At 35.4% G+C, this 23,455-nt stretch carries 23 protein-coding genes and 1 tRNA gene; 18 read left to right on the top strand and 6 right to left on the bottom strand.

Annotation, left to right across the window (positions count from 1 at the left end):
- The first annotated feature begins 31 nt into the window (after positions 1 to 31).
- Positions 32 to 499 carry a hypothetical protein gene (locus EV07_RS08490; protein ID WP_036919456.1) on the top strand — a complete coding sequence of 156 codons (468 nt, stop codon included), beginning with the start codon at positions 32 to 34 and terminating at the stop codon, positions 497 to 499.
- Here the strand turns inward: EV07_RS08490 and EV07_RS08485 are convergent, their stop codons facing one another.
- Positions 500 to 3,022 (bottom strand): glycogen/starch/alpha-glucan phosphorylase, encoded by a 2,523-nt coding sequence (locus tag EV07_RS08485; RefSeq protein WP_036919453.1) that lies wholly within the window; start codon positions 3,020 to 3,022, stop codon positions 500 to 502.
- Positions 3,023 to 3,184: 162 nt separating this feature from the next.
- Here EV07_RS08485 and EV07_RS08480 point away from each other — a divergent pair, with 162 nt between their 5' ends.
- The 6 genes from EV07_RS08480 to EV07_RS08455 all read left to right on the top strand — a co-directional run bounded on the left by EV07_RS08480 (position 3,185) and on the right by EV07_RS08455 (position 10,998).
- The gene (locus EV07_RS08480; protein WP_036919450.1) at positions 3,185 to 4,558 is read left to right on the top strand and encodes a cation:proton antiporter; all 1,374 of its coding nucleotides are present in this window, start codon (positions 3,185 to 3,187) and stop codon (positions 4,556 to 4,558) included.
- A gap of 140 nt (positions 4,559 to 4,698) precedes the next feature.
- Positions 4,699 to 5,649, top strand: a complete 951-nt coding sequence (locus tag EV07_RS08475) for an alpha/beta fold hydrolase (RefSeq protein WP_036919448.1) — start codon at positions 4,699 to 4,701, stop codon at positions 5,647 to 5,649.
- Between the two features lie 10 nt (positions 5,650 to 5,659).
- Positions 5,660 to 6,523 carry an aldose epimerase family protein gene (locus EV07_RS08470; protein WP_036919446.1) on the top strand — a complete coding sequence of 288 codons (864 nt, stop codon included), beginning with the start codon at positions 5,660 to 5,662 and terminating at the stop codon, positions 6,521 to 6,523.
- Between the two features lie 101 nt (positions 6,524 to 6,624).
- Entirely contained in the window at positions 6,625 to 8,325 is a 1,701-nt protein-coding gene (gene dld / locus EV07_RS08465; protein ID WP_036919443.1) for a D-lactate dehydrogenase, read from the top strand.
- 108 nt (positions 8,326 to 8,433) lie between these two features.
- Complete coding sequence (locus EV07_RS08460; RefSeq protein ID WP_036919442.1) at positions 8,434 to 9,606, top strand: alpha-hydroxy acid oxidase; 1,173 nt, start codon at positions 8,434 to 8,436, stop codon at positions 9,604 to 9,606.
- Positions 9,607 to 9,645: 39 nt separating this feature from the next.
- On the top strand, positions 9,646 to 10,998 hold the full coding sequence (locus tag EV07_RS08455) for a four-carbon acid sugar kinase family protein (RefSeq protein WP_036919440.1): 1,353 nt from the start codon (positions 9,646 to 9,648) through the stop codon (positions 10,996 to 10,998).
- Between the two features lie 21 nt (positions 10,999 to 11,019).
- On the opposite strand, the gene EV07_RS08450 is transcribed toward EV07_RS08455, so the two are convergent.
- Entirely contained in the window at positions 11,020 to 12,444 is a 1,425-nt protein-coding gene (locus EV07_RS08450; protein WP_036919438.1) for an NADP-dependent isocitrate dehydrogenase, read from the bottom strand.
- A 163-nt stretch (positions 12,445 to 12,607) separates the two neighbouring features.
- Here EV07_RS08450 and EV07_RS08445 point away from each other — a divergent pair, with 163 nt between their 5' ends.
- From EV07_RS08445 to EV07_RS08425, 5 genes are all read left to right on the top strand, one after another.
- Positions 12,608 to 13,039: a hypothetical protein gene (locus EV07_RS08445; RefSeq protein WP_036919435.1), complete on the top strand. Its 432-nt coding sequence runs from the start codon at positions 12,608 to 12,610 to the stop codon at positions 13,037 to 13,039.
- A gap of 73 nt (positions 13,040 to 13,112) precedes the next feature.
- Positions 13,113 to 13,826 (top strand): biliverdin-producing heme oxygenase, encoded by a 714-nt coding sequence (locus tag EV07_RS08440; RefSeq protein WP_036919432.1) that lies wholly within the window; start codon positions 13,113 to 13,115, stop codon positions 13,824 to 13,826.
- Between the two features lie 68 nt (positions 13,827 to 13,894).
- On the top strand, positions 13,895 to 14,596 hold the full coding sequence (locus tag EV07_RS08435; RefSeq protein ID WP_036919800.1) for a 15,16-dihydrobiliverdin:ferredoxin oxidoreductase: 702 nt from the start codon (positions 13,895 to 13,897) through the stop codon (positions 14,594 to 14,596).
- Positions 14,596 to 15,372, top strand: coding sequence for a phycoerythrobilin:ferredoxin oxidoreductase (locus EV07_RS08430; RefSeq protein ID WP_036919430.1), 777 nt, complete (start codon positions 14,596 to 14,598; stop codon positions 15,370 to 15,372). Before EV07_RS08435 ends, EV07_RS08430 begins: the two co-directional genes overlap by 1 nt.
- Positions 15,373 to 15,473: 101 nt before the next feature.
- On the top strand, positions 15,474 to 15,953 hold the full coding sequence (locus tag EV07_RS08425) for a low molecular weight protein-tyrosine-phosphatase (protein ID WP_036919427.1): 480 nt from the start codon (positions 15,474 to 15,476) through the stop codon (positions 15,951 to 15,953).
- Here the strand turns inward: EV07_RS08425 and EV07_RS08420 are convergent.
- Positions 15,945 to 17,486 (bottom strand): bifunctional pantoate--beta-alanine ligase/(d)CMP kinase, encoded by a 1,542-nt coding sequence (locus tag EV07_RS08420; protein ID WP_036919425.1) that lies wholly within the window; start codon positions 17,484 to 17,486, stop codon positions 15,945 to 15,947. The genes EV07_RS08425 and EV07_RS08420 overlap by 9 nt on opposite strands.
- 140 nt (positions 17,487 to 17,626) lie before the next feature.
- Here EV07_RS08420 and purM point away from each other — a divergent pair, with 140 nt between their 5' ends.
- The 3 genes from purM to EV07_RS10005 all read left to right on the top strand — a co-directional run bounded on the left by purM (position 17,627) and on the right by EV07_RS10005 (position 19,610).
- Positions 17,627 to 18,664, top strand: coding sequence for a phosphoribosylformylglycinamidine cyclo-ligase (purM, locus tag EV07_RS08415; protein ID WP_036919423.1), 1,038 nt, complete (start codon positions 17,627 to 17,629; stop codon positions 18,662 to 18,664).
- A gap of 151 nt (positions 18,665 to 18,815) precedes the next feature.
- Positions 18,816 to 19,424, top strand: coding sequence for a hypothetical protein (locus EV07_RS08410; RefSeq protein WP_036919420.1), 609 nt, complete (start codon positions 18,816 to 18,818; stop codon positions 19,422 to 19,424).
- Positions 19,425 to 19,451: 27 nt separating this feature from the next.
- A complete protein-coding gene (locus EV07_RS10005) occupies positions 19,452 to 19,610 on the top strand; it encodes a hypothetical protein (RefSeq protein WP_193742733.1) in 159 nt (52 codons plus the stop codon).
- 57 nt (positions 19,611 to 19,667) lie between these two features.
- Here the strand turns inward: EV07_RS10005 and EV07_RS10160 are convergent, their stop codons facing one another.
- Positions 19,668 to 19,799 (bottom strand): hypothetical protein, encoded by a 132-nt coding sequence (locus tag EV07_RS10160; RefSeq protein WP_275040935.1) that lies wholly within the window; start codon positions 19,797 to 19,799, stop codon positions 19,668 to 19,670.
- A 555-nt stretch (positions 19,800 to 20,354) separates the two neighbouring features.
- A tRNA-Cys gene (locus EV07_RS08405) sits at positions 20,355 to 20,425 on the bottom strand.
- An 11-nt stretch (positions 20,426 to 20,436) separates the two neighbouring features.
- Here EV07_RS08405 and EV07_RS08400 point away from each other — a divergent pair.
- Both EV07_RS08400 and EV07_RS08395 read left to right on the top strand, forming a co-directional pair.
- Positions 20,437 to 21,708: a lipid-A-disaccharide synthase-related protein gene (locus EV07_RS08400; RefSeq protein WP_052043956.1), complete on the top strand. Its 1,272-nt coding sequence runs from the start codon at positions 20,437 to 20,439 to the stop codon at positions 21,706 to 21,708.
- A 55-nt stretch (positions 21,709 to 21,763) separates the two neighbouring features.
- Positions 21,764 to 22,033, top strand: a complete 270-nt coding sequence (locus EV07_RS08395; RefSeq protein WP_036919419.1) for a hypothetical protein — start codon at positions 21,764 to 21,766, stop codon at positions 22,031 to 22,033.
- A 16-nt stretch (positions 22,034 to 22,049) separates the two neighbouring features.
- On the opposite strand, the gene EV07_RS08390 is transcribed toward EV07_RS08395, so the two are convergent.
- Positions 22,050 to 22,694, bottom strand: coding sequence for a ribonuclease D (locus EV07_RS08390; RefSeq protein WP_036919415.1), 645 nt, complete (start codon positions 22,692 to 22,694; stop codon positions 22,050 to 22,052).
- 202 nt (positions 22,695 to 22,896) lie between these two features.
- Here EV07_RS08390 and EV07_RS08385 point away from each other — a divergent pair, with 202 nt between their 5' ends.
- The gene (locus EV07_RS08385; protein ID WP_036919412.1) at positions 22,897 to 23,451 is read left to right on the top strand and encodes a cofactor assembly of complex C subunit B; all 555 of its coding nucleotides are present in this window, start codon (positions 22,897 to 22,899) and stop codon (positions 23,449 to 23,451) included.
- Positions 23,452 to 23,455 lie beyond the last annotated feature (4 nt).

The raw sequence follows: 23,455 nt of genomic DNA, 5'->3' as shown, positions 1-23,455 counted from the left end.
TTATAGAGATTAGATATTGGGATAGATAATAGTGTCAGACGATCCATGCCAATGCCCTGACTGTCAAAGGTTCTATAGAGAACATGATCGTATGGTGCGAGAGTTCCCTACTCTCCGTCAGCAGCAAGAGCTTAATTGGGCAGCTTTACAGTCTTTTAGAACATTGGCAGGAAGAGTCTTAGATGATTTTCAGAAGCAATATGGGTTGAAATCTAATCAATTAGCTCTTGAAATGAGCAAAGATGATTTGTCTACTGATCAACCAGCCTCTGAAGAATTGCAACAAGCTTTAACGGATTTAGAGAATATAAATGCTCATCTTTTTTCAATTGAAGTATTGATGGAGAAAATATTTGATGTAAGAGTGCCTGAAACTATAGAAGACAAGTTTAAAGAGTTGGCTGGAGAGTTGGCACCTGACCCTTTAAACCCTGATCGCTTAAGACTTAATCGTCTTTTGCATCAAACCCCTGATTTGCCCGACAAAAATCAGACTTAATTAATTTATATCGCAAGAGATCTCAACGTTTAAAGGATTTACCTTCCAAATAGATTTGCAATATTCGCGAATAGATCTATCAGAAGAGAAAAAACCTGATCTTGCAGTGTTTAATAGTGCCATACGATTCCATTCCTGTGGATTTTTCCAGGCTTGGTTAACTTTATCTTGTGCACGAAGATAATCTTCAAAATCAGCCATGACAAAGAATGGATCATCTCCAGTTAGACTATCGATTAATGGTAGAAATAACTCATTGTCACCATTACTAAAGTGTCCAACCTCAACTAATCGCAAAGCTTCTGATAATTCTGGGCAGTTTTTAATATATCTGTTAGGGTCATATCCCGTTTTTCTTAATTTCATTATTTCACTTTCAGTTTTACCAAATAAGAAGAAATTTTCTGCACCTACACGATCTCTAATTTCAATGTTGGCACCATCAAGTGTCCCAATGGTTAGAGCACCATTCATTGCAAATTTCATATTCCCTGTTCCTGAGGCTTCTTTTCCAGCAGTAGAAATTTGTTCTGATAGATCAGTTGCTGAATAAACTTGTTCTCCAAGCTTCACATTGTAATCGGGCAAAAATACTACTCTTAACCGACCATCCATATCAGGGTCAGCATTAACAACTTCAGCAATGCCATTAATAAAACGAATCATCAACTTTGCCATGAAATACCCAGGCGCAGCTTTGCCTCCAAAAATTACAGTTCTAGGTGCAATATTTTCATCTAATCCATTTTTAATTCGAAGATATTGGGTTATTACTTGCAATGCATTGAGGTGTTGACGTTTGTATTGATGGATTCGTTTAACTTGGACATCAAATAAGCTTGAAGGATCAACTAATACGCCAGTTTGCCGATGAATATATCCAGCAAGTTTTCTTTTTCCTGAAAGTTTGGTTTGACCAAATAACTCTAGGAATTGATGATTGTTTTCTTTTTTTTCTAGCTCCTTTAACAGTTCCATATTTGTGATCCAATCTTTCCCTACTTCTTTATCAAGAAGAATAGATAGTTCAGGATTAGCAAGGCCAACCCATCTGCGAGGTGTTACTCCATTTGTGATATTTGTAAATTTCTCGGGCCATAATTCAGCAAATTCTGGCATTAGTTGACGTTTGATCAGATCTGAATGCAACGCTGCTACACCATTGACATGATGTGCTCCAATTGTTGCTAAATGAGCCATGCGTATCGCTTTGCAACCTTCTTCATCAATTATTGATAGCTTCCTTAGGATTACATCGTTTCCTGGGTAACGCAGTCTTACTTGCTGAAGGAACCTTCTATTGATTTCATATATCAGTTCTAAATGTCTTGGTAAAAGACTACTAAATAAGCTTAAGTCCCATTTTTCTAAGGCTTCAGGAAGCAAGGTGTGGTTTGTATAAGCAACTGAACTTGTAGTAATTTTCCAAGCTTTTTCCCATTCAAAATGGTAATGATCAATTAGCAATCTCATTAATTCTGCAACTGCTATAGCAGGATGTGTATCGTTCAGTTGAACTGTCCAATGGTCTGAGAAATGAGCAACATCAATTCCTCTCTTTTCAAGGCTTCTCAACATATCTTGAAGGGAACAACTTACAAAGAAATGTTGTTGCTTTAGTCTCAAGCGCCTTCCTTCATCAGTACCATCATTTGGATAAAGCACTTTTGAAATAGTTTCAGAGGCAACTTTTTCTTCTACGGCTCCGTAATAATCACCAATATTGAAGGCATAAAAATCAAAACTTTCAGTTGCATCTGCTCTCCATAGGCGAAGTCGGTCGCAATTGTTTACTCTATAACCAAGTATTGGTATGTCATGAGGGACTCCAATCGCATGTTCTGAGGGAATCCATCTTGATCGATAATTTCCTTTGTCATCTATATAACTATCAGTTCGACCACCAAAGCCTACAAAGCAAGATTCATCTGGTTGAGGTAACTCCCATGGCCATCCACCTTTAAGCCATTTATCAGTTACTTCTACTTGCCAACCATCACGAATAATTTGATTGAAAATGCCAAATTCGTAACGTATTCCATATCCAATTGCTGGAACTTGCAAGCTCGCTAGTGATTCCATGTAGCAAGCAGCTAGTCTTCCAAGTCCGCCATTTCCAAGCCCTGGTTCTTCTTCTACTTCTAGAATGTGAGCTAAAGATTCAATCCCAAACCTTTTTACTGCTTCTTCTGCTTCTTTTGTTATTCCAAGATTCAATAGATTGTTGTTAAGTTGGGGTCCTATTAAGAATTCAGCAGAAAGATAAGCAACTGTTTTTTGGGGATTGGCTCTTATTGCTTCTTGAGAAGCAAGATATCTAGTCATTAATCTATCTCTCACTGCATAGCTTAATGCCATATACAAGTCTCTCAGGCTTGCAGTAGTAGCAAGTTTGCCAAGCGTGAAAAACAGATGTTCAGTCATTCCATCAAAGACTGCATCTGCATCAATACCTGCTTTTATTGGATCTGCGTAGCATCCTGGTGTGGGCAGACGCAGATCTTGAGGCTGTGAGCTGCTCATGTTGGGGCTTTAATATTGATGGACGCTAGCTAAGCTTTTTGATTTGGATCTTTAGTAACTTCAGATCAACACCTGATTTTCCAAAGTTTTCTCATAGAAAACCAAATGAAGAAAGGCTCTCTAGTAACTTAGATATCTTAAAAAGTATTGAACAATCAAACTATGTTGTTTTCACCAGTGATATCTGTTCTGAGTACTCATGATATTGAGGTTGCTGAAACATTAATTGGTGTCATTCGCTTCTTATTGATCTTTGTTGCAGCAAGAGTCTTAGCAGAGGTTTTGGTCAGGTTAAGTTTGCCAACCATAGTAGGAGAACTTTTAGCAGGGGTTTTAATAGGAGCCTCTGGATTGCATTTGCTCTTGCCGCCAAATGCTCATGCTTCATTAAATGAGGGCTTTATTAATGTAATAAGCTCATTGGCATCCATTCCTCCAGAAGCCGTTCCAGACTTATATTTTGAAACTTTTCCTTCTTTACAGGCAGTTGCAACACTCGGCTTATATGCTCTGTTGTTCTTAACGGGATTAGAAAGTGAATTAGAAGAATTGGTTGCAGTTGGCGCTCAAGCATTCACAGTCGCTATGGCAGGTGTCATTTTGCCTTTTGCATTTGGAACATTTGGATTAATGTTTATTTTTAATGTTGATTTAATTCCTGCGATTTTTGCTGGTGCTTCTATGACTGCAACCAGCATAGGAATAACTGCAAGTGTTTTTGGTGAACTTGGGTATCTCAAAACTAGAGAAGGACAAATAGTTATTGGAGCAGCGGTTCTTGATGACATTCTAGGAATTGTAATTCTTGCTGTTGTAGTTGCTTTGGCAACTGGTGGCTCATTGGAAATAGCACCTATTGTCAAATTGGTTGTGGCTGCAACGGTTTTTGTTATTGCAGCAATTGCTTTGAGTAGAACTGCGGCACCAGCATTTGATTGGTTATTAGATAGGTTGAAGGCTCCTGGAGCTGTTGTAGTTGCTTCTTTTGTAATTCTTGTTCTTAGTTGTTTTGTTGCAACAGCTATTGGTCTTGAGGCTGCTTTAGGTGCTTTTGCAGCTGGTTTGATTTTGAGTAGTTCAAAAAATAATCATGCAATTCAACAGTCTGTGCTCCCTCTCGTTTCGCTCTTTGCGACTATTTTCTTTGTATTAGTTGGTGCTGGAATGGATCTTTCAGTAATTAATCCTTTAGACCCTGCTAGTCGTTCCGCGTTAATAGTTGCGGGCTTTCTGTTAATTGTTGCAATTGCAGGAAAGATTGCTTCCGGTTGGTCTTTCGTTATAGATAAACCTACTAATAGGTTAGTTGTTGGTTTAGGAATGATGCCCAGAGGGGAAGTTGGACTTATTTTCTTAGGTCTAGGTACTAGTGCTGGTTTGCTTACTCCTTCTTTAGAGGCAGCAATTCTTTTAATGGTTATTGGGACAACTTTTCTTGCTCCTGTTCTATTAAGGATTGTTCTTAAAGATAAAAAACCAGGTGGTGGAAATTCAATTCCTGATGAGGTGGCTGCTGATCCAGTTGGACTGATTTAGGAAATTGATTGGGATAATTAATCAATTTTTTGACGAAAGACAAATAAACTAAATAATTAAAACCCATGTTTATTCTATGGGTTATACCAACTCCACCAATTCCACCAACTTGATTCTTCTTCAATCACCTTCCTGTTTTAATGTCTGTTTTACCTGCTAATCCCAATCCATCATGGAGCCATTTAGGCTATGAAGTTTATTCAGTAAGTAGTACTGCAAAAGATTCTCCTGAACTGGCAATTAATGAAAAGAGACCAGTTGTCTTACTTGTGCATGGTTTCGGTGCTTCAACCGATCATTGGCGTTACAACATCCCTGTCCTTTCTAAAACCTATGAAGTTCATGCTATTGATTTGCTTGGATTTGGTCGTAGTGAAAAACCTGCAGAATTGGAGTATGGAGGAGAGCTTTGGAAGGATCAGATTGTTGCTTATGTAAAAGAACGAATTGATAGGCCCACAGTTATTATTGGTAATTCATTAGGTGGATATGCTGCTCTTGCCGCAGGAGCAGCCCTCCAATCTCTCTCTGCTGGAGTGGTTCTGCTTAATGCTGCAGGATATTTTAGTGATGAGAATATTTCTTCCGAACCTAAGGAATTAAGTTCGAGAGTTAGAAAGATGATTTTCGAAGGCATTTCTAGAGATCTTCTAGTCCAGTGGTTGATTTACCCATTAATACAAAGATTGATTTTTGAAAATTTACGCAGACCTGATGTGATACGAAGCACTCTAAAACAGGTTTATATTGACCCAACTAATGTCGATGATTATTTGATTGAATCCATACGCAGACCTTCTTTGGATCCTGGTGCATTTCAAGTGTTTCGTAAAGTTTTTCAAGCTCGAGGGTTAAAGGGCAAACCTATAGATGAATTGTTTCAGGACTTGCAAGCTCCATTATTGCTTTTATGGGGAGACAATGACCCTTGGTTGAGGAATGCAAAGGCCAAGCAGGAAAAGTTCCTTTCTTTTGCTCAGAGGGCATCATTAGAAGTTAAGGAGGTTCTTTTAAATGCAGGCCATTGCCCTCATGATGAGGTCCCTGAGCAGGTCAATGCGGAAGTTCTCAGTTGGTTGCAAAATCAGTAAGTAATTTTGAATGCCTTTTACGCTTTCTCAAAAAGATTCTCCTTATCATCATTGGGAATATCTGAGTCTAGATACTGGGGATAGTTTGCGTATAGTGCCTGAGCGAGGAGGCTTAATTACTAGCTGGATATGTAATGGTCGTGAACTTTTATATTTTGATCAATTAAGGTTTCAGGATCAATCCAAAAGTGTTAGAGGAGGCATTCCAATCCTCTTCCCAATATGTGGACAATTGCCTGGAAATCAAATTTTCTTTTATAAGAATAAATATATTTTAAAGCAGCATGGTTTTGCTAGAGATTCTTCTTGGGAATTGAATATGCACGACGAATCTAGTGGAATCAAGCTTTCTCTTAGCGAAACTAATACCTCATTTTTGTCTTACCCATTTAAATTTAATTTGGAGATTCATTTAAGACTGCAAACTAATTCCTTAGATATTTTAGTAAGAGTTAAAAACAATAGTAGTTATGTTATGCCCTTTAGTTTTGGATTACATCCTTATTTCTCTATTAAAGATCTTAATCAAGTTGAAATTAAAGAATTCCCAGAAGAATGTATAAACCAAAAAACCATGGCTAAGAGTAAAAGTATAGATGCTTTAAAAAGAATACCTAATGGAATTGATTTAATTGCAGGCCCAAATCACTTGGTTCAGCTCATTGACCTTGTAGATAAAATTTCTTTAGAAATGACAACTCAAGAACCTTTTGGTTTAAATGTGATATGGACAGACCCACCAAGGAAAATGGTTTGCTTAGAACCATGGACTAGCCCAAGGAATGCTTTGATTAATGGCAATAGGTCTATTCATCTTGGCTCAGGTCAAACAAAGGATCTTCAATGTAGATTTGAATTAAACAAGTCTTATTAGAAGTTGTTTATGGTTTTAACGTAAATTATAAAATAGTTATGGTACAGTGCTCAACTTTTATTTTGAGGTATTGTGAAAAAGAATAAGGTAAACATGTTAAAATGATAGACGATCGTCTTTTAGAAATAAAAGAAAAATTAAAAGGTGTTGTTGGAAGAAGTAATTTATTAATTGATAAAGAAAAGACTCGTTTTTATAGTAAAGGTATAAGGGTTGGTGGTGGAGATGCGTCTATGGTTGTATTGCCTAATACTTTATTAGAATTTTGGAAAAGTATAGAAATATCTATTAAATTTGACAAGGTAATTATTATTCAAGCTGCTAATACAGGCTTAACGGGTGGCTCTACTCCATATGGCAATGATTACGATAGGGATGTGATTATCATTAATACAATGCTTATTGATAAATTAATTATAATAAATAATGGTGCTCAGATAATTGCTTTACCAGGAACTACTTTATATCAACTGGAAGACAGACTTCTGCCTTTAGGAAGAGGACCTCATTCAGTTATTGGCTCTTCTTGCATAGGAGCATCAGTTGTTGGAGGTGTATGTAATAATTCAGGAGGAAATTTAGTTAATCGAGGACCTGCATATACTGAACTTTCCCTCTTTGCAAAGTTAAACAAAAATAGAGAATTAGAATTAATTAATCACTTGGGAATTGAATTAGGAAATTCACCTGAGGATATTTTAACCAATCTTGAATCTGTAGCGTTTGACAAAGAAAATATTCCTCACTCAGTAAACCTTGCATCTGATTGTGATTATCAGATGCGAGTACGAGATATTAATGCAAATACTCCAGCAAGATTTAATGCTGATACAAGACGGCTTTATGAATCCAGTGGGTGTGCAGGTAAAATAGCTGTTTTTGCTGTTAGATTAGATACTTTCCCTATAGCTAAAAAAGAACAAGTTTTTTTTGTAGGAACTAATAATCCGAAAAATTTCACTAAACTTCGTGAGAGAGTCTTGTTAGAACATTCATCATTGCCAGAAATGGGTGAATATATTCATAGAAGCTATTTTGACGGTTCCGATAAATATTGTAAGGATAATTTTCTTTTTATAAAATATTTTGGCACAAAATCATTGCCAAATATTTTTCTTTTAAAGAGATCTATTGATAGATTTGCTAATAATTTTAAATTCCTACCTGATAACTTAATGGATAAGTTTCTTCAATTGATAGCTGGTTTAATCCCAGATCATTTACCTCATAGAATAAGAGAATATCGTGACAAATTTGAACATTATATGTTGATTCTATCTTCTGAAAAATCTATTAGTTTAATTGAAAATTTATTAAATGAAGAGACAAATAACTCTAAAGAATATGAATATATTAAATGTACAAAAAGAGAAGGTGAAGATGCTCTTCTTCATCGTTATGTTGCAGGGTATGCTCCAACAAGATATCAGAAGCTTCATTCACTAGAATCAAATAGATTGATACCACTAGATGTTGCATTGCCTAGGAATTATACTTCTTGGTACGAGGTTTTGCCTAAGGAAATATTAACTGAAATGGCAGAGATTTTTCAAATGGGTCATTTTTTATGTATGGTCTTTCATTTGGATTTTGTTGTTAAAGAAGGTGTTGATTCTGAAAAATTAAAGTCAAAAATATTAGACATATTAGATAAATGTAATGCAAAATATCCAGCAGAACATAATGTTGGGCATCTCTATGATGCAGAAACTAACCTAAAGGATTTTTATAAGGAACTTGATCCAACTAATACTTTTAATTCTGGTATTGGAAAAACTTCTAAAAAAAGGAATTATGATTGAGATTTAAAAAGTCTAATTGAATTTATATTACTTCCATATTTATAATTTTTTAATATGACCCTTTATCTTTTAAGATGAAATTAACTTACTAGGGTTGATCTTTTTATTATGGCAGCAAATGTTTCATCACCTGCAGTAGTAAATATTAGTGATCTGAGGTTATTAGCAAAAAAACGTTTACCAAGAATGGTCTTTGACTATATCGATAGTGGTGCAGATAGAGAGCAAACTTTGGATGAGAATTGCACAGCCTTTAATGAAATATTGTTTCGACCAAGATGCGCTGTTGCTACTCCCACTACTGATTTAGGCATTTCTGTACTGGACCAGAAATTTCAACTTCCTTTTTTACTAGCCCCGGTTGGGAGTAGCCGCTTGTTTTATCCAAAAGGTGAAATTGTTGCTTCTCGCGAGGCTGGTGTTGCAGGTACAGGCTATACCCTTTCGACTTTGTCGGGATGTCGTTTAGAAGAAGTGAAGCAAGCAACTTCTTGTCCAGCTTGGTATCAGTTGTATTTACTTGGAGGAAGAGATGTAGCATTAAAAACAATTGAGCGAGCCAAATCGGCAGGTTTTTCAGCAATAGTCGTAACTATTGATACCCCTGTCTCTGGATTACGCGAACGTGATTTACGTAATGGAACTAAGGAATTGCTATCAAGAAATCCAGTCAAGATGTTTCCTTATCTTGCTCAGATCTTGGTCAAGCCTTGTTGGATGACTCAATGGTTGTCTGATGGAGGATTAATGAGTTTTCCTAATGTTGAGCTTGACTCTGGACCTATGGGTTATACAGAAATCGGCCCAGCTTTAGAGGCTTCAGTTGTAACTTGGGAGGATTTGAAATGGATTAAGGAAGCTTGGCAAGGGAAAATTGTTGTCAAAGGCGTTCATATTGGAGATGATGCAAAAAAGGCAATTGATTTGGGCGTTGATGCCGTCGTTGTTTCAAACCATGGTGCTCGTCAATTAGACAGTGTCGCTCCCACTATTCGTGTTCTTCCAGAAGTTGTAAAAGCTGTAAATGGGAAAATAGATGTTTTATTAGATGGTGGAATTAGACGGGGAAGTGATGTTGTTAAAGCTTTATGTTTAGGAGCAAACGGTGTTTTAATTGGTAGAGCATATGCTTACGGATTAGGAGCTGCAGGTGGTCCAGGAGTAGCAAGAGCAATTGAGATTCTTAAAACAGATGTATTACGTACTATGAAACTGTTAGGATGTAGTTCAGTCAATGATTTGAATCAATCTTATATAACAATTCCTGATAATTGGACTTAATAATTTATTTTATAATTCAATATTTATGAAGATTATTTAATGAAGATTGTTGTATTCGATGATGATCCTACTGGCTCTCAAACTGTATATGGATGCCAATTGTTATTGAGATGGAATAAAGAGATATTAACTAATGCAATGAATAATATCTCACCATTGCTGTTTATATTAACTAATACAAGATCTTTATCACCAAAGATAGCAGAGCATAAGCTTAGAGAGATTTGTCAAATATTAAAGGAAGTTATACAAGAAAATAATTATAGATATGAAGATATCATTTTTGTAAGCAGAGGCGACTCAACTTTAAGGGGTCATTGGACTTTAGAACCAAAAGTTATTAATCAAGAGCTAGGACCTTTTGATGCAACGTTTCATGTTCCCGCATTTTTTGAAGGTGGGAGAACTACTGTTGATGGAACTCATCTTTTGGATGGAAAACCAGTTCATAGATCTATTTTTGCTAAAGATAAAATTTTTGGATATTCAACAAGTTTTTTGCCTTATTTTTTGGAGTATAAAAGTAACGGTGAAATTAATTCAAATAAGGTAAAAAATATTTCAATTAAACAATTAAAGGAAGCAAGTTATAGTTTGGAAGGAATGTTTGCTTTAAGGAATTATCTTTCAGCTTTATCATCTAATCATTCAGTGATTGTTGATGCTGAAATTGCGATAGATTTGGATGCATTTTCATCTGCAATAAAGTATTTAATGAATGAGAAAAGATTCCTCTTTAGATCTTCAGCTAGTTTAATTAATTCATTATCAGAAATTTACTCAGCAAATAATTCATTTAAAGATTTTTCTTCTTTAAGGATTAGAGATCAATTAGGATGTTTAAAGCCAGGCTTGATTTTAGTTGGCTCCCATGTTCAATTAGCTGATGATCAACTGGAATATTTATTCCAAAACAGCTCTTGTTTAGGAGTTGAGCTACCTGTGGAGAAAATCGCATCTATTGCACAAAAAGATGATAATGAAGTCTACTTGTCTGAACTTAAAAAAAATTTCTTAAAAAAACTATTAGATATCATTGAAATGCGAAAGACCCCTGTTTTATATTCCAGTAGAGGAGAATTTGTTTTCTCTTCGAATGAAAATAGAATGCAGTTTGGGATTTACTTAGCGGAATTGATGAGTGATTTAATAAGCAAAATTTCTAATAAACTAGGTTATATAATTAGTAAAGGTGGAATTACAACACATATTCTTCTTACTCGAGGCTTAGGTTTATCTTCTGTAAATTTAAGAGGTCAGATTATACCTGGTTTATCTGTTGTAGCCTCTGATAATCAGAATCAACCAGAATTGCCTATAATTACTTTTCCTGGCAATCTAGGTGATAAAACAACTCTTTTTAAAGTGTGGAATTTGATGGATTCAATATGAATACATACTATTTAAATAACATTAGAATCTTTCGATTATGGCATTGGCAAATTCACTACAACTTAAAGGTTCTTCAGGTGGATCCATCAGCCTTGCCAGGTCATAGGTTACTTTTTTATCTGAAATTGATTGACTTAGCCCTTTTGTAATTAGCTTTGCTGCTTCATCCCAGCCTAAGAATTGGAGCATCATAACCCCACTTAAAATAACTGAACCTGGATTGATTTTATCAAGACCAGCATGCTTTGGAGCAGTTCCATGGGTGGCCTCAAATATTGCAGCTTCATCTCCAATATTTGCTCCTGGAGCCATTCCCAAGCCTCCAACAATTGCTGCAGCTGCATCTGAAATATAGTCACCATTAAGATTGAGGGTTGCTAATATTGAATATTCCTGAGGCCTGGTTTGAATTTGTTGAAAGATGCTATCAGCGATTCTGTCATCTATTAAAACCATTTTCTTCCATTGATTATTACCATGAGTTTGGGAAATCTTTTCAATTACTGAGCGGACTTCATTGCAGATAATATTTTTTTTCTCATTAGTTAAGGTATCAAATCCAGGATCAATCTTTTTAGCATTATTTTCAATGCTTAATTCAGGATTATTGTATAGATTAGATAGAATCCAGCTCTCTCTTTCAGTTATACATTCATCTCTAAATTCATTAGTGGCTAATTCATATCCCCAATCACGAAATGCTCCTTCAGTAAATTTCATGATATTACCTTTATGAACCAAAGTTACATGACGTTTATTACCTTTGAGATTTAATGCATGTTGTATTGCTCTACGTATATGTCTTTGACTACCATTCTTACTAACTGGTTTGATTCCAATTCCTGATCCTTCAGCTATTTTTCGATTTTTAATTGTTGGGCTAGAAGGAATAACTTTGTTATTTATATGATCTATTAGATTCTTACCTATTTGATCATTTGCTTCCCATTCAATTCCAATATAAATATCTTCTGTATTTTCACGATAAACAATTACATCTAAGTTTTCAGGATATTTGTGAGGGCTGGGAGTCCCTTTATAATAAGTGCAGGGACGAACACAACTATAAAGGTCAAATATTTGCCTTAGAGCAACATTTAAGGATCTGATTCCTCCTCCAATTGGTGTTGTTAATGGTCCTTTTATTGCTACTCCATATTCTCGAATTGCTTGTATAGTGTCCTGTGGAAGATATTGGTAGGTTCCATATAGTTCACATGCTTCATCACCAGCATAAATCTTGAACCATTCAATTTTTCTTTTATCCCCATATGCTTTTTCTAAAGCTTTATCAATTACTTTTTGAGTAGCAGGCCAGATATCGACCCCAGTTCCATCTCCTCTGATATAAGGGATTATTGGATTATCAGGAACGATGGGCAACCCATTTTTGAATAGAATCTTTTCTCCTTTGGTTGGTCTGGAGATTCTTTCAAAATTATCCATTTAAAATGAAGTTGCTCAGGATTTGTCTATTTCTAGAGAATATGACTTTTTCGCACATGTTTGAAAAAATCCGCATTTCAAAACGCATCTTTAATAGTTTTGCTTACTCCGTGCATTCAACTCATTTGCGTGGCATGTTCAGTTTTAATGATGAGGTTTTTAATTGAATGCTGCTAATGAAGTGAGGACTATTGTGTTTGCTCAGACTCTCGCTTCTGCAGGAACTTTGGTTAAAAAATATTTTCCTGCTGCATCAATCAATTTCAGTCCTTGGAGAGAAGACCCTGATACTGAATTCTGGTTTGATGAAGATAGCCTTGATTTGGCGTTTTATTTTCCTGGTTGGACTCCAAGTTTGCAATGCAGGAGTCTTTTGATACAACTAAAAGTTCGAAAAGATAATTCGATGGACTTACCTCGCTTATTGGGTGTAATCATTAGAGGTATAAGTTTTGATGGTGAAAGATGGCGACTTTCAACATTGGGTGATTGGAAGCCAACCGGTTCTCATTTGCCACAGCCTCTTATAAGAGATCAATTGCATTCTCTGTGCCGTGATTTATTCACTCTGTTCCGTTCAGATTCAGTTTGTTGATCTTTTCCTTTTCCTTCAAAAGCTTATTAGAGTAGGAATAGACTTTTAAGTAAGCCCTCTTGCTAGTTTTCTGATGCCAGTAGCTCTTGCAACACAACTTAGAGAAGGGACAAAAAAGTCTCATACGATGGCTGAGAATACTGGATTTGTAACTTGTTTTTTAAAAGGAGTTGTAGATAAATCAACTTATAGGAAATTAATTGCCGATCTATACCTTGTTTATTCAGCAATGGAAGCTGAGATTAATAGACTTTCCGCAGAGAAACATCCTGTTGTCTCTTTGATTGTGTTTCCACAATTACATAGGCGCGAGAGTCTTGAGAAAGACCTAAGTTTTTACTTTGGTGAATATTGGAAAGATACTTTAATTACTTCTTCATCAGCTAAGGCTTATGTTGAGCGTATACATCATATTGCAAATTCCTCACCAGAATTATTAGTAGCCCATCATTATACGAGGTATATAGGAGATCTTTCAGGAGGTCAGATTTTAAGAAGAATAGCTCAAAAAGCTATGGATATAAAGGGCGATGATGGATTGAAATTCTATGATTTTGATGAAATTAATGACCAAAAGAAGTTTAAACTTAATTATGGTAAAACACTAGATAAATTGCCTATTGATCAGTCAACAGCTGATTTAATTATAGAGGAAGCCAATCTATCATTTAAGTACAACATGGATATGTTTAAAGAGCTTGAGGGTAATTTGATTGCAGCTATAGGTAAACTATTATTTTCATTTCTTACTAGTAGGACTAGGCGTGGTAGCACAGAAGCGAATTAATGTTTAAGAGTATGCTTCTCCTAAGGATTGATTAAATACAATGCATATTTTTTAGAATGAATAAATTTATTTTTGATGAATTGCTTAATAAAGCAAATGATAGCCTTATTTTAAATGGAGGTACCCAAATTAAAGTCAAGCCTGAGTTTGATGAATGCTTATCAAGAAAAAATGATTGTGTTTTGAAAAGTTATCTTTGGGACGTGCCTGGTTTTCGAAGATGGAGAATTACCCGAATGGATGCAGGTGAAAAGTTACAAGTATTAAATTCGGTCGCTTATCCTAATTATGTTGATGATAAGCCAATTTTAGGAATAGATATTATTTGGTTTGGTGTCAAGGGTAAATTGGTAGCTGTACTTGATTTTCAACCTCTCATTCAAAATGAGAAGTATTTTCTTAAATATTTCCAAGGGCTTAAGGACTTAAGTAATCGTTATAAGGAATTTAATAATCAAGAGAATATGCACATATATGATTCAACGTATTATTTTTCTCCATGGGTGCTCTTTTACAGTGGAAATGGCAGTAATTTGAGTCAACCTATAACCAATATTCTAGATGAGTTTTTGCAAAAATATTGGGAAATTGATTCAAATAATGATTTAGAATATATAAAGATAAGCCCTATAGAAGTAAAGAAATTGCAAATAGAATATGATATATATAGTGCAGAGAAAGATCCTGCTCATGGATTATTTAAAAGTTATTTTGGTGAAGAATGGGCTGATGATTTTATGCATAACTTCTTATTCCCAGAAAGTGATTAATGAATAGTATTAGAGAAAATAGCTTATCTCCTTTGTCTTTAGATGGGTGGACTTGGAATCCATTTTTTGAAGATATGATTAACCAAATCTCTATTTTTGAATTTGAAGAATATCCAATTCCTGATAAGTTCCTATACAATAAAGTACTTTCAAAGTCGCTAAATGATTTAGGAGAGATTAAAATATCAACTTGGGCGTGTAAATTTAATAAAATTAAACAGGCCAGAGCCGCATGCTTGCATGGAGGAAAATCTTTTTCAGTATTTAATTTAGTAATTCATCCTTTTAGCAATTATAACTTGCCTTTTTTTGGAGCGGATCTTGTTACTTTGCCGAATGGTTATCTTTTGGCTTTAGACTTGCAACCAGCATTAAAAAATGATTCTTTCCATACTCAAGATGTTTGGGAACTATTAAAACCATTGCATCACAAATGGCAATCTATGCTTCCTTTTGGTGGTGAAATACCTAAGGAAGCTAAACCTTTTTTTTCACCTGGTTTTCTTTGGACAAGATTACCTTTAGATAAGAGTACAGATCTAATTATTGATGAAGTGATTAGACCAGCTTTTAAAGATTATCTTTCTCTTTATATTAAACTATTAAAGAATGCAGAAAGAGTATCAGATGATATTTCATTGAAAATCTTAGATGGACAAATATCTTATTTAAATTATAGATCTACAAAGGATCCAGCAAGGGCAATGCTTAGTCGTTTTTATGGTAAGGAATGGACTGAGGAGTACATTCATAAAGTTCTTTTTAATCCCTATTAAGTTTAGAAGTTTATATATATAGAATCTTTTTTTACATTTCTTATATTTAGCTTTTTATTATAGAATAAAAAACTAGATTAAATATCATCTTATAATACGTCATGAAAAGAAGTATCTTGTTTGTTTGCCTCGGAAATATTTGTCGCTCGCCTGCAGCAGAAGCAATATGTTTATATAAATTAGCTGAACAAGGTTTGCAAGATGATTTTAATGTTGATTCTGCAGGTACTGGAGGCTGGCATGTCGGCAGAATGGCTGATTCGAGGATGAGAGATGCTGCATTGAACCGTGGAATTACTATAGAAAGCAGAGCCAGACAAATTTCATTAGATGATTTTGAGAGTTTTGATTTAATTCTTACAATGGATGATTCTAATTTAAATGATGTAAAGTCTTTATCAATAGATTCTAAAAATACATCTAAGGCAAAAATCATACCTTTACTTGAATATGCACAGAATACTAATCTTCTTGAGGTACCTGACCCATATTATGGAGGTGAAAATGGCTTTAATCAGGTTTTAGATCTGCTTGATGATGCTATAAATGGATTAATAATAGATCTGAAGAATTCATTTTAAGGGCCAAATTTCTTCTGGTATTTCTTCTCTAAACATTGTAATTAATGATTCGATAACTTTATCTATATTCATTCCATCTGTTATTAATAACCTTGCGTCTTTTGCTTGTAATAAAGGAGCTATTTTACGATTACTATCTATGTAATCTCTTTCTTTAATTTGTTCTTCTAGATCTAATAGACTTGGCACACTAAAACCTTGATTCTTTAAATCAATAGCTCTTCTCCTTGCTCTTTCTTGAGGACTTGCCGTAAGGAAAACTTTTAATTCAGCATCAGGAAATACAGCTGTTCCTATATCTCTTCCTTCAGCTACTATTCCCCCTCTCTCTCCCATATATTGTTGCTGAGCTGTAAGTATTTCTCGGACAATACCTTTTGATGATATTAAAGAAACTTGTGATGTGATTTCTGGCGAACGAATTTGATTGGTGATATTTATGTTATTAAGAAGTACTTGCTGAACACCATTTTCTGATAAGTCAATATTAAGCCTTAAGTTTTTTAAAGCCTCTAACATATCTTTTTCGTTATTTGGGTCTATAGATTTTTTTTGAATCAACCATGTCACAGCTCTATACATAGCACCTGTATCTAAATAAATTAAGCCGAGCTTTTCAGCAAATTTTTTAGTTACTGTGCTTTTTCCTGCACCGGCTGGACCATCAATAGCAACGATTGGTTTACGTTTCATTAAAAATGTGTGATCTATGAGACGAGTCTTTCCGCAATGTACTGCGGATGCAAGCAAGCAAAGCTTGCTTGTTATATGATTTACTGGCGTTAATTTTTTCATATCTACTGTTTCTAAATATTCAACTCTTAAGTCATTATTTTCTAAATATGACTTTAATTTTTTGAGATCAAGCTCGTGACCAGATTGAAATTTTTGAGACGCATTTTTCATTATCTCTGGCAAAGCAATAGCTTTAGCTCTTTCTTCAGGTGTTAGTAATAAATTGCGGGAGCTATAGGGAAGACCATCTTTGTCTCTTAAAGTTGCAATTGATTTGATTTCTACATTGAGTCCAACTTCTCGAATTAATTGGCGAAGAATGATTAATTGCTGCCAATCTTTTTCACCTAGAAAAATCTTTTGAGGACGGACAAGATTTAATAACCTTAAAACTACTGTTGCCACTCCATCGAAATGATTTTTTCTATAAGCACCACATAAATGGTTTTGAAGTGATTTAGGGGCTTTTAATGTGAAATGTCCTTCTTTTCCTTTAGGGAAAATAGTATTTAGTGAGGGTGCCCAAATGGCATCAGCTCCAGCTTCATAGGCTTTTTGACAATCTTTGGCTAAATTTCTTGGATATTCTTTGAAATCGTCATTTTCCTCAAATTGTAGTGGGTTGATAAAGATACTGACTAATACCCTAGGAGTAAGATCATGCGAGGAATCTTTGGCTGCTGCAATTAGTTTTTGATGCCCTTCATGCAGGCTTCCCATGGTCGGGACAAAATTAATACAATGTTGCTGCCTCCATTTTTCTAAATCAGATTTCGTTTTTAGGATAGTTAAGTTCACAATGGTCTAATGCTAATCATTTGAAACCTTGCCTTGATAGTCTGCTTTGATTGAAAAATAGTATTTAATTACTAACTGGCTGAATCTTTGATCACAAAGAAAGATTAGAGATTTAAGCAAAAGCATAATTTATTAAAACCATGGATTACAAGTCTGCAGGAGTTAATGTTGAAGCTGGAAGAGCTTTCGTGAATCGAATTAAAGCAAGTGTTGAGTCTACAGCTCGTCCTGAGGTTATTGGCGGAATAGGAGGCTTTGGAGGCTTCATGAGTTTGCCTAAGGGATTAAAAAAACCTGTTTTAGTATCTGGCACGGATGGAGTAGGGACAAAATTGGAGCTAGCTCAGGATTATCAATCCCACTATGGAGTTGGTATCGATTTGGTTGCAATGTGTGTGAATGATGTAATAACCAGTGGTGCAGAGCCGTTATTTTTTCTTGATTATATTGCGACTGGGAAATTGGGGCCAGAGGCTTTAGTTGAAGTCATAGAGGGGATCTCAGAGGGTTGCAAGCAATCCCAATGTTCGTTGTTGGGCGGAGAGACGGCTGAGATGCCAGGTTTTTATGCGGATGGTCAATATGATTTAGCGGGATTTTGTGTTGCAGTAGTTGAGGAAGAGGAGATTATTAATGGGAAAGAGATCCGATCAGGAGATCAGATTATTGGTATTGCTAGCAGTGGTCTTCATAGCAATGGTTTCAGTTTAATTAGAAAGATTTTATCGACATCTTCTATTACTGAGAAAGATTGTTTTGGCAAAGAGCAAACACCTCTAATTGATTATTTATTAAGACCAACGAAGTTATATGTTCATTTAGTAAAAGCCCTCTTGAAAGAAGAATTAATTATTAAAGGTATGTCACATATTACTGGTGGTGGTTTACCAGAGAATTTACCAAGATGTCTTCCGACGAAATTAAAGGCTAATATCAATAGAAATTCTTGGGAACTGCCATCTATTTATCCTTGGTTAAGCAATAAAGGGGATATTCCTGAAAGTGATTTATGGAATACATTTAATCTTGGCATTGGTTTTTGTTTAGTAGTTTCTTCAGATCAAGCTCAAGCTGTTGTTGATTTTTGTTTTCAGAATGGATGCCCTGCCTGGAATATTGGTCATATTGAAGAAAAAGCTATCAATTCCGAATTAGGAATTGTTGGATTACCTCTTTAGAAGAAATTTCGATATTGTGCTTTTAGTCTTTTTCTTATCCAAATAAAGATGGCCTCTTGACCTAAAGTTGAAGATCGTAGATACTAAAAAACTAATAATGCAAACCGAAATATTTTTTCGGAAGCTGCGAAGTTAGATCTTGATTTAATCAATGTCACAAGAAAATCAATCGCGTTTAACGCGTAGACGAAGTTCAGCAGGGCCAGTGCCACCTAGGCGCCCTCTTGGAAATGGAGCCTCTATGGATCCTAGACAAGGACCTAGACCAACTTTCTTGACCCTGAGAGATCATGGGAAGGTATATGTTGCAGATTTGCCAAACCTTTCTGATGGTCAATTGGCACATATAGCTAAAGAAGCAGAGGAGGTCTTGACTAGTTTGGAGAGAAGAATCACAGATTTAGAAGGAGATATAACTAATAAAGACAACGACACTTTAATCAAAGCCTCTACTAAGCATGATGTCACTCTTAGATTTATACGAGCTATAGAAGGTGAGCAAGATCATAGGCGGAATAATCCAGCCTTAAAAGATGCTGCTACTGAGTCATTGCCCAGAACTTTTTTAGAGGTAGCTCGGCATCGATTGCCTGGCGCTACTTTTGATTCATTATTAAGGGAAGCTTTGGAGGCCTGCGCAAAAGAAGAAGATGCTAAGAATTCGCCTCCTCCTGAAGTTGTTAAAGATACTTCACCTCCATTGAAAATTGTTGACCTCCCTTCTTCTAATAGCACTTCTTCGGTTTTAATAACTGATTGAAACAAATGGATTCCTTAAGTTAAACAAATGAATCTTGCGGCTAATAGTATTGATAAAGCTGAATTAATTAATCAAAATAAAAATGGTAATTTAAAAGATGAGAAAATCCTTTGCCATCATTGTAAAAGAACAAAGAATAATGGTATATCCTGTATGGGTATATGTGTTTCTGACAATGAATATTGATAATGTACTAATTAAGATTTAGCAGATGTCGCTTGGAATTTAATTAATACTTAAAAACTAGCCTGAGAATGGGAAGAAGACCTTTTCGTATCCTATTAGAGCTCCTAGGCAGGCAATAATAATAGCAGCAATTTGAACGACGCCAAAAAGAGAGAAGGTGAAATCTTGAGGTTGTACTTTTGGTGCCATTGATCAATTTATTTTGTTGGATTATATAAGCTTATTTAATATAGCGGTTGATATCTTAACAATTCAGAAGTCTTGCCTGACTTAATAGGAAAATAAGCTATTGGATGAAAGCATCTGCCTCAGGCTATTATTTTTTTTCTAACTATTGGTTAGGGGCTTATATAAAAAGGATTCTTTCACTATTTTCTTATTTTTTTACTACCTTATTTCTAATTCATTTTTTACTATAAGAAAGCCATCTATTAAAAATCCCGAAGTATGTTTTATTGACAAAATTTATATTTGTAATCTTTATTGTGAATTTATGTTCAATTCTTTATACACTCTTTCCATCAGGCTATTCTTGACAAAAACAGGTTAAATGTAGAAAAGACTCTTTTGTTGGTATATAGTGTTAATGGACACTCCTCACACAATTGTCCACCGGAGCGCTGCTCGTTGAGGGCGCTCTTTTTTTGTCTTGTTTTATTTATAGTTTCATTTACTGACAGTACTTAATGAGGAAGAGAGCCCTAATAATTAAGTTCCTGCAAATTATCACAGGGTTTGGTAAGAAGGCGGCACCCAGATTCGAACTGGGGATAAAGGATTTGCAATCCTCTGCCTTACCGCTTGGCCATGCCGCCGAGGAAAAGTTATGACTATTCCTACTTTGGATCGTATCAGGCAGAAGAAAAAAAATGTCTTAGTGCTATCGAATGGTCATGGTGAGGACCTTATTGCTTTGAGAGTATTAGAGGCTTTAAATCGTGAGAGTCCAAAATTAAATTTTGAAGTGATTTCATTAGTTGGTGAAGGACGGGTCTTTTCCTCTGCAATTGAAGAACGCTGGCTAAGAAAGGTTGGTCATACTTTAAGATTGCCAAGTGGAGGTTTTAGTAATCAAAGCTTGAAAGGATTTCTTGCTGATCTCTTAGCAGGCTTTTTGGTCATTAATTGGAAGAATTGGTTGTATGTGAGAAAAGCTGTCAAAAATGGTTGCTTTGTTATTGCTGTAGGAGACTTATTACCACTTTTCTATGCTTGGAGTAGTGGTGGAGATTATGCATTTATTGGAACACCTAAAAGTGATTACACATGGATTGCCCCTACTAGAAGTCCATCATTAAGTTACTATTACCATCGCCTTAAAGGAACTGAATGGGAGCCTTGGGAGTGGGCTTTGATGAAAACCCCACGTTGTAAATTAGTTGCTGTACGAGACAAGTTATCTGCTAGAGGCTTACAAAAAAAGAACATTAGAGCTCATGCACCTGGCAACCCAATGATGGATGGTTTGGAGTCAGTGAGCTCTCCTTTGTATCTTAAAGAATTTAGGCGATTATTACTGCTATGTGGCAGTCGAATGCCAGAAGCAATTGTGAATTTTAAGAGATTAATTATTGCTGCTGAAAAAATCGAAAGCGAAAGACCATTAGCCATTCTTGTCGCAATTGGTACAGAGCCTTCCTTGAAGAATATTGAGAGTTGTTTGCTTCACTTAGGTTATAGCCACTTGCCTTCCTTCAAGAATGAGGTCTCTGCTAATGCTTGCTTTGAGAAAGATTCATTGAAAATTTTCATCGGATTTGGGAAATTTGAACAATGGGCAAGCTTAGTGGAAGTTGGGATTGCCAATGCTGGAACTGCGACGGAACAACTTGTAGGACTAGGTGTTCCATGTGTTTCACTTCCTGGTAAAGGGCCGCAATTTAAATATCAGTTTGCACATAGACAGAGTCGCTTACTTGGTGGAAGTGTCATTCCATGTAATACCGCTAAAAAAATGGCTCAAACAGTTGAATTGTTACTTAAAGATGTTCCCTTAAGGAATTCCTTAGCATGCATAGGTAAAAAGCGCATGGGGCATTCTGGAGGAAGTCAAGCTTTGGCAAAAATGATTTTGAACGTATTTCTACATAATTCATGAAGTATGGGAGTCTATTAGGAATAAAGTAGAAAACTAAAGTTTGTTAATTCCAGGTATGTCTAGTATTAAGGAACATGATTATTTAAAAATTTGTGCTCAATTAGCATCTTTTCTGAGCATTAGTATTTCTGCTGCAAAAAAGAAAATTGATGTTGCAGCAGCAAGTAAAGGCGTCAAAGATTTGGTTGCAAGAAAAGAAATAGCAGAAAAACTTCTTGAAGAGGCGAGGCAAACTTCTGAGAAAGGGGAAAATTCTATAAATAAGCAATTAGATAATTTATTGGAAGCACTTGCTGAAGAGGAGAATTTTATGGTTGAGGACTAGATTCAGTATTCATAAATTAATGTTCAAAAATATTATTAAAGCGTCGTCTATCCAGTTCGCAGATAGTAGGTATACATTCAAAACATTTTTTTGCTAGCTCCCATCTTTGCTCTCTTACCAACATTTTTTTAAGTTTATTTCTGGCAGGAATAAGGAAACGAACATCATTGGCAGCATACTCCAATTGTTTTTCTGAAAGGTCTTCTATTCTTCCCCAATCACTACTTTGGGCATGTTTATCAAGCTCAACTCCTACTAGCTCTAAAATCACTTCTTTGAGCCCATGCCTTGGTGAATATGTTCTTCCCAGTTTACTGGCGATCTTTGTACAAAAAATTGGCTTAACTGCAATCTTGAGATTGCTTGCAAGGGCCGCAACATCAAATCTTGCGAAATGGAAAACTTTCTCAATATCATTATTCTCCATTAACATTTTTAGTCTCGGAGCATTTTCTTGACCTTGATGAATTTTGATGCAGGCAACGTTATCATCATCATCGCAAATTTGTACTAGACATATTCGATCACGACCATGAACTAGACCCATAGCTTCAGAATCAATAGCTAAAATTGCTTTTTTGGAAAATTTTGTGGCTATTGCATCATCAAGGTCCTGCTCGAATACCTTAAAACTGGCTGGTTTTTTTGCGAAGCTTGTCATAAGTTGAAAGCGACAAGTGACAATAGAGTATATAAAGAAGAAGATTTTGCTATGCTTCTTCGGTCACTCTTTAAATTTAATTTTTAACAGATTAATTCTACCAATTTTTTTAAGTTGTTATGTTTTTAAGATCAAGTAATTCTAGCTCATTATTTTAATTATTTTTAAATCAATATGAATCAAACCTTTTGATTATTTAGAAATGTCATACTCATATTATTCAACATTAGTTTTAACTATATTACTTGCCATTGGCTTGGCATTTTTTCTTCGTGCAGCCAGTAAAGATAGGACAACTGTAGTTGATATAGCTTCCCCCTTGCCGCCACTTGATGTCCTAAATGGAATGAGCAGTTGGTTGGAGGAACGTGGCTGGAAAGGTGAGGGGGGTGATCTTCAGAGGCAAATTGTTAGGTTTCATGGAAGTGTTTCTTCAAGTCCATTGCTAGCCATTTTTCTTTCGATTTTGTGTAGCTTTGGCGCGGGTTGTCTGGGTTTAGTTATTTGTCAGCTTTATCCAGTTACTAGTTGGTGGCCATTAACTCTTGCAGCTTTAGGGCCTTGTGCAGGTTTATTTTATAAAACCAGATCTACTAGAATTGAGTCTTTTGAAATAAGATTAGTTAGTGCAGTAAGTGATACTGGAACCCTTTTAAGAGTAAGAGCTCATAGAGATGAATTAATTGCTATAGATTTAGAACTTTCTAAAAAGTTAAAGTTAATAAGTGATAAATCATTAACAGCTTCTCCAATTTAAGTTT

Origin of the sequence: Prochlorococcus sp. MIT 0603, assembly GCF_000760215.1 — a bacterium.
Lineage (GTDB): Bacteria > Cyanobacteriota > Cyanobacteriia > PCC-6307 > Cyanobiaceae > Prochlorococcus_E.
This window is presented reverse-complemented; position numbering and strand designations above follow the sequence as displayed.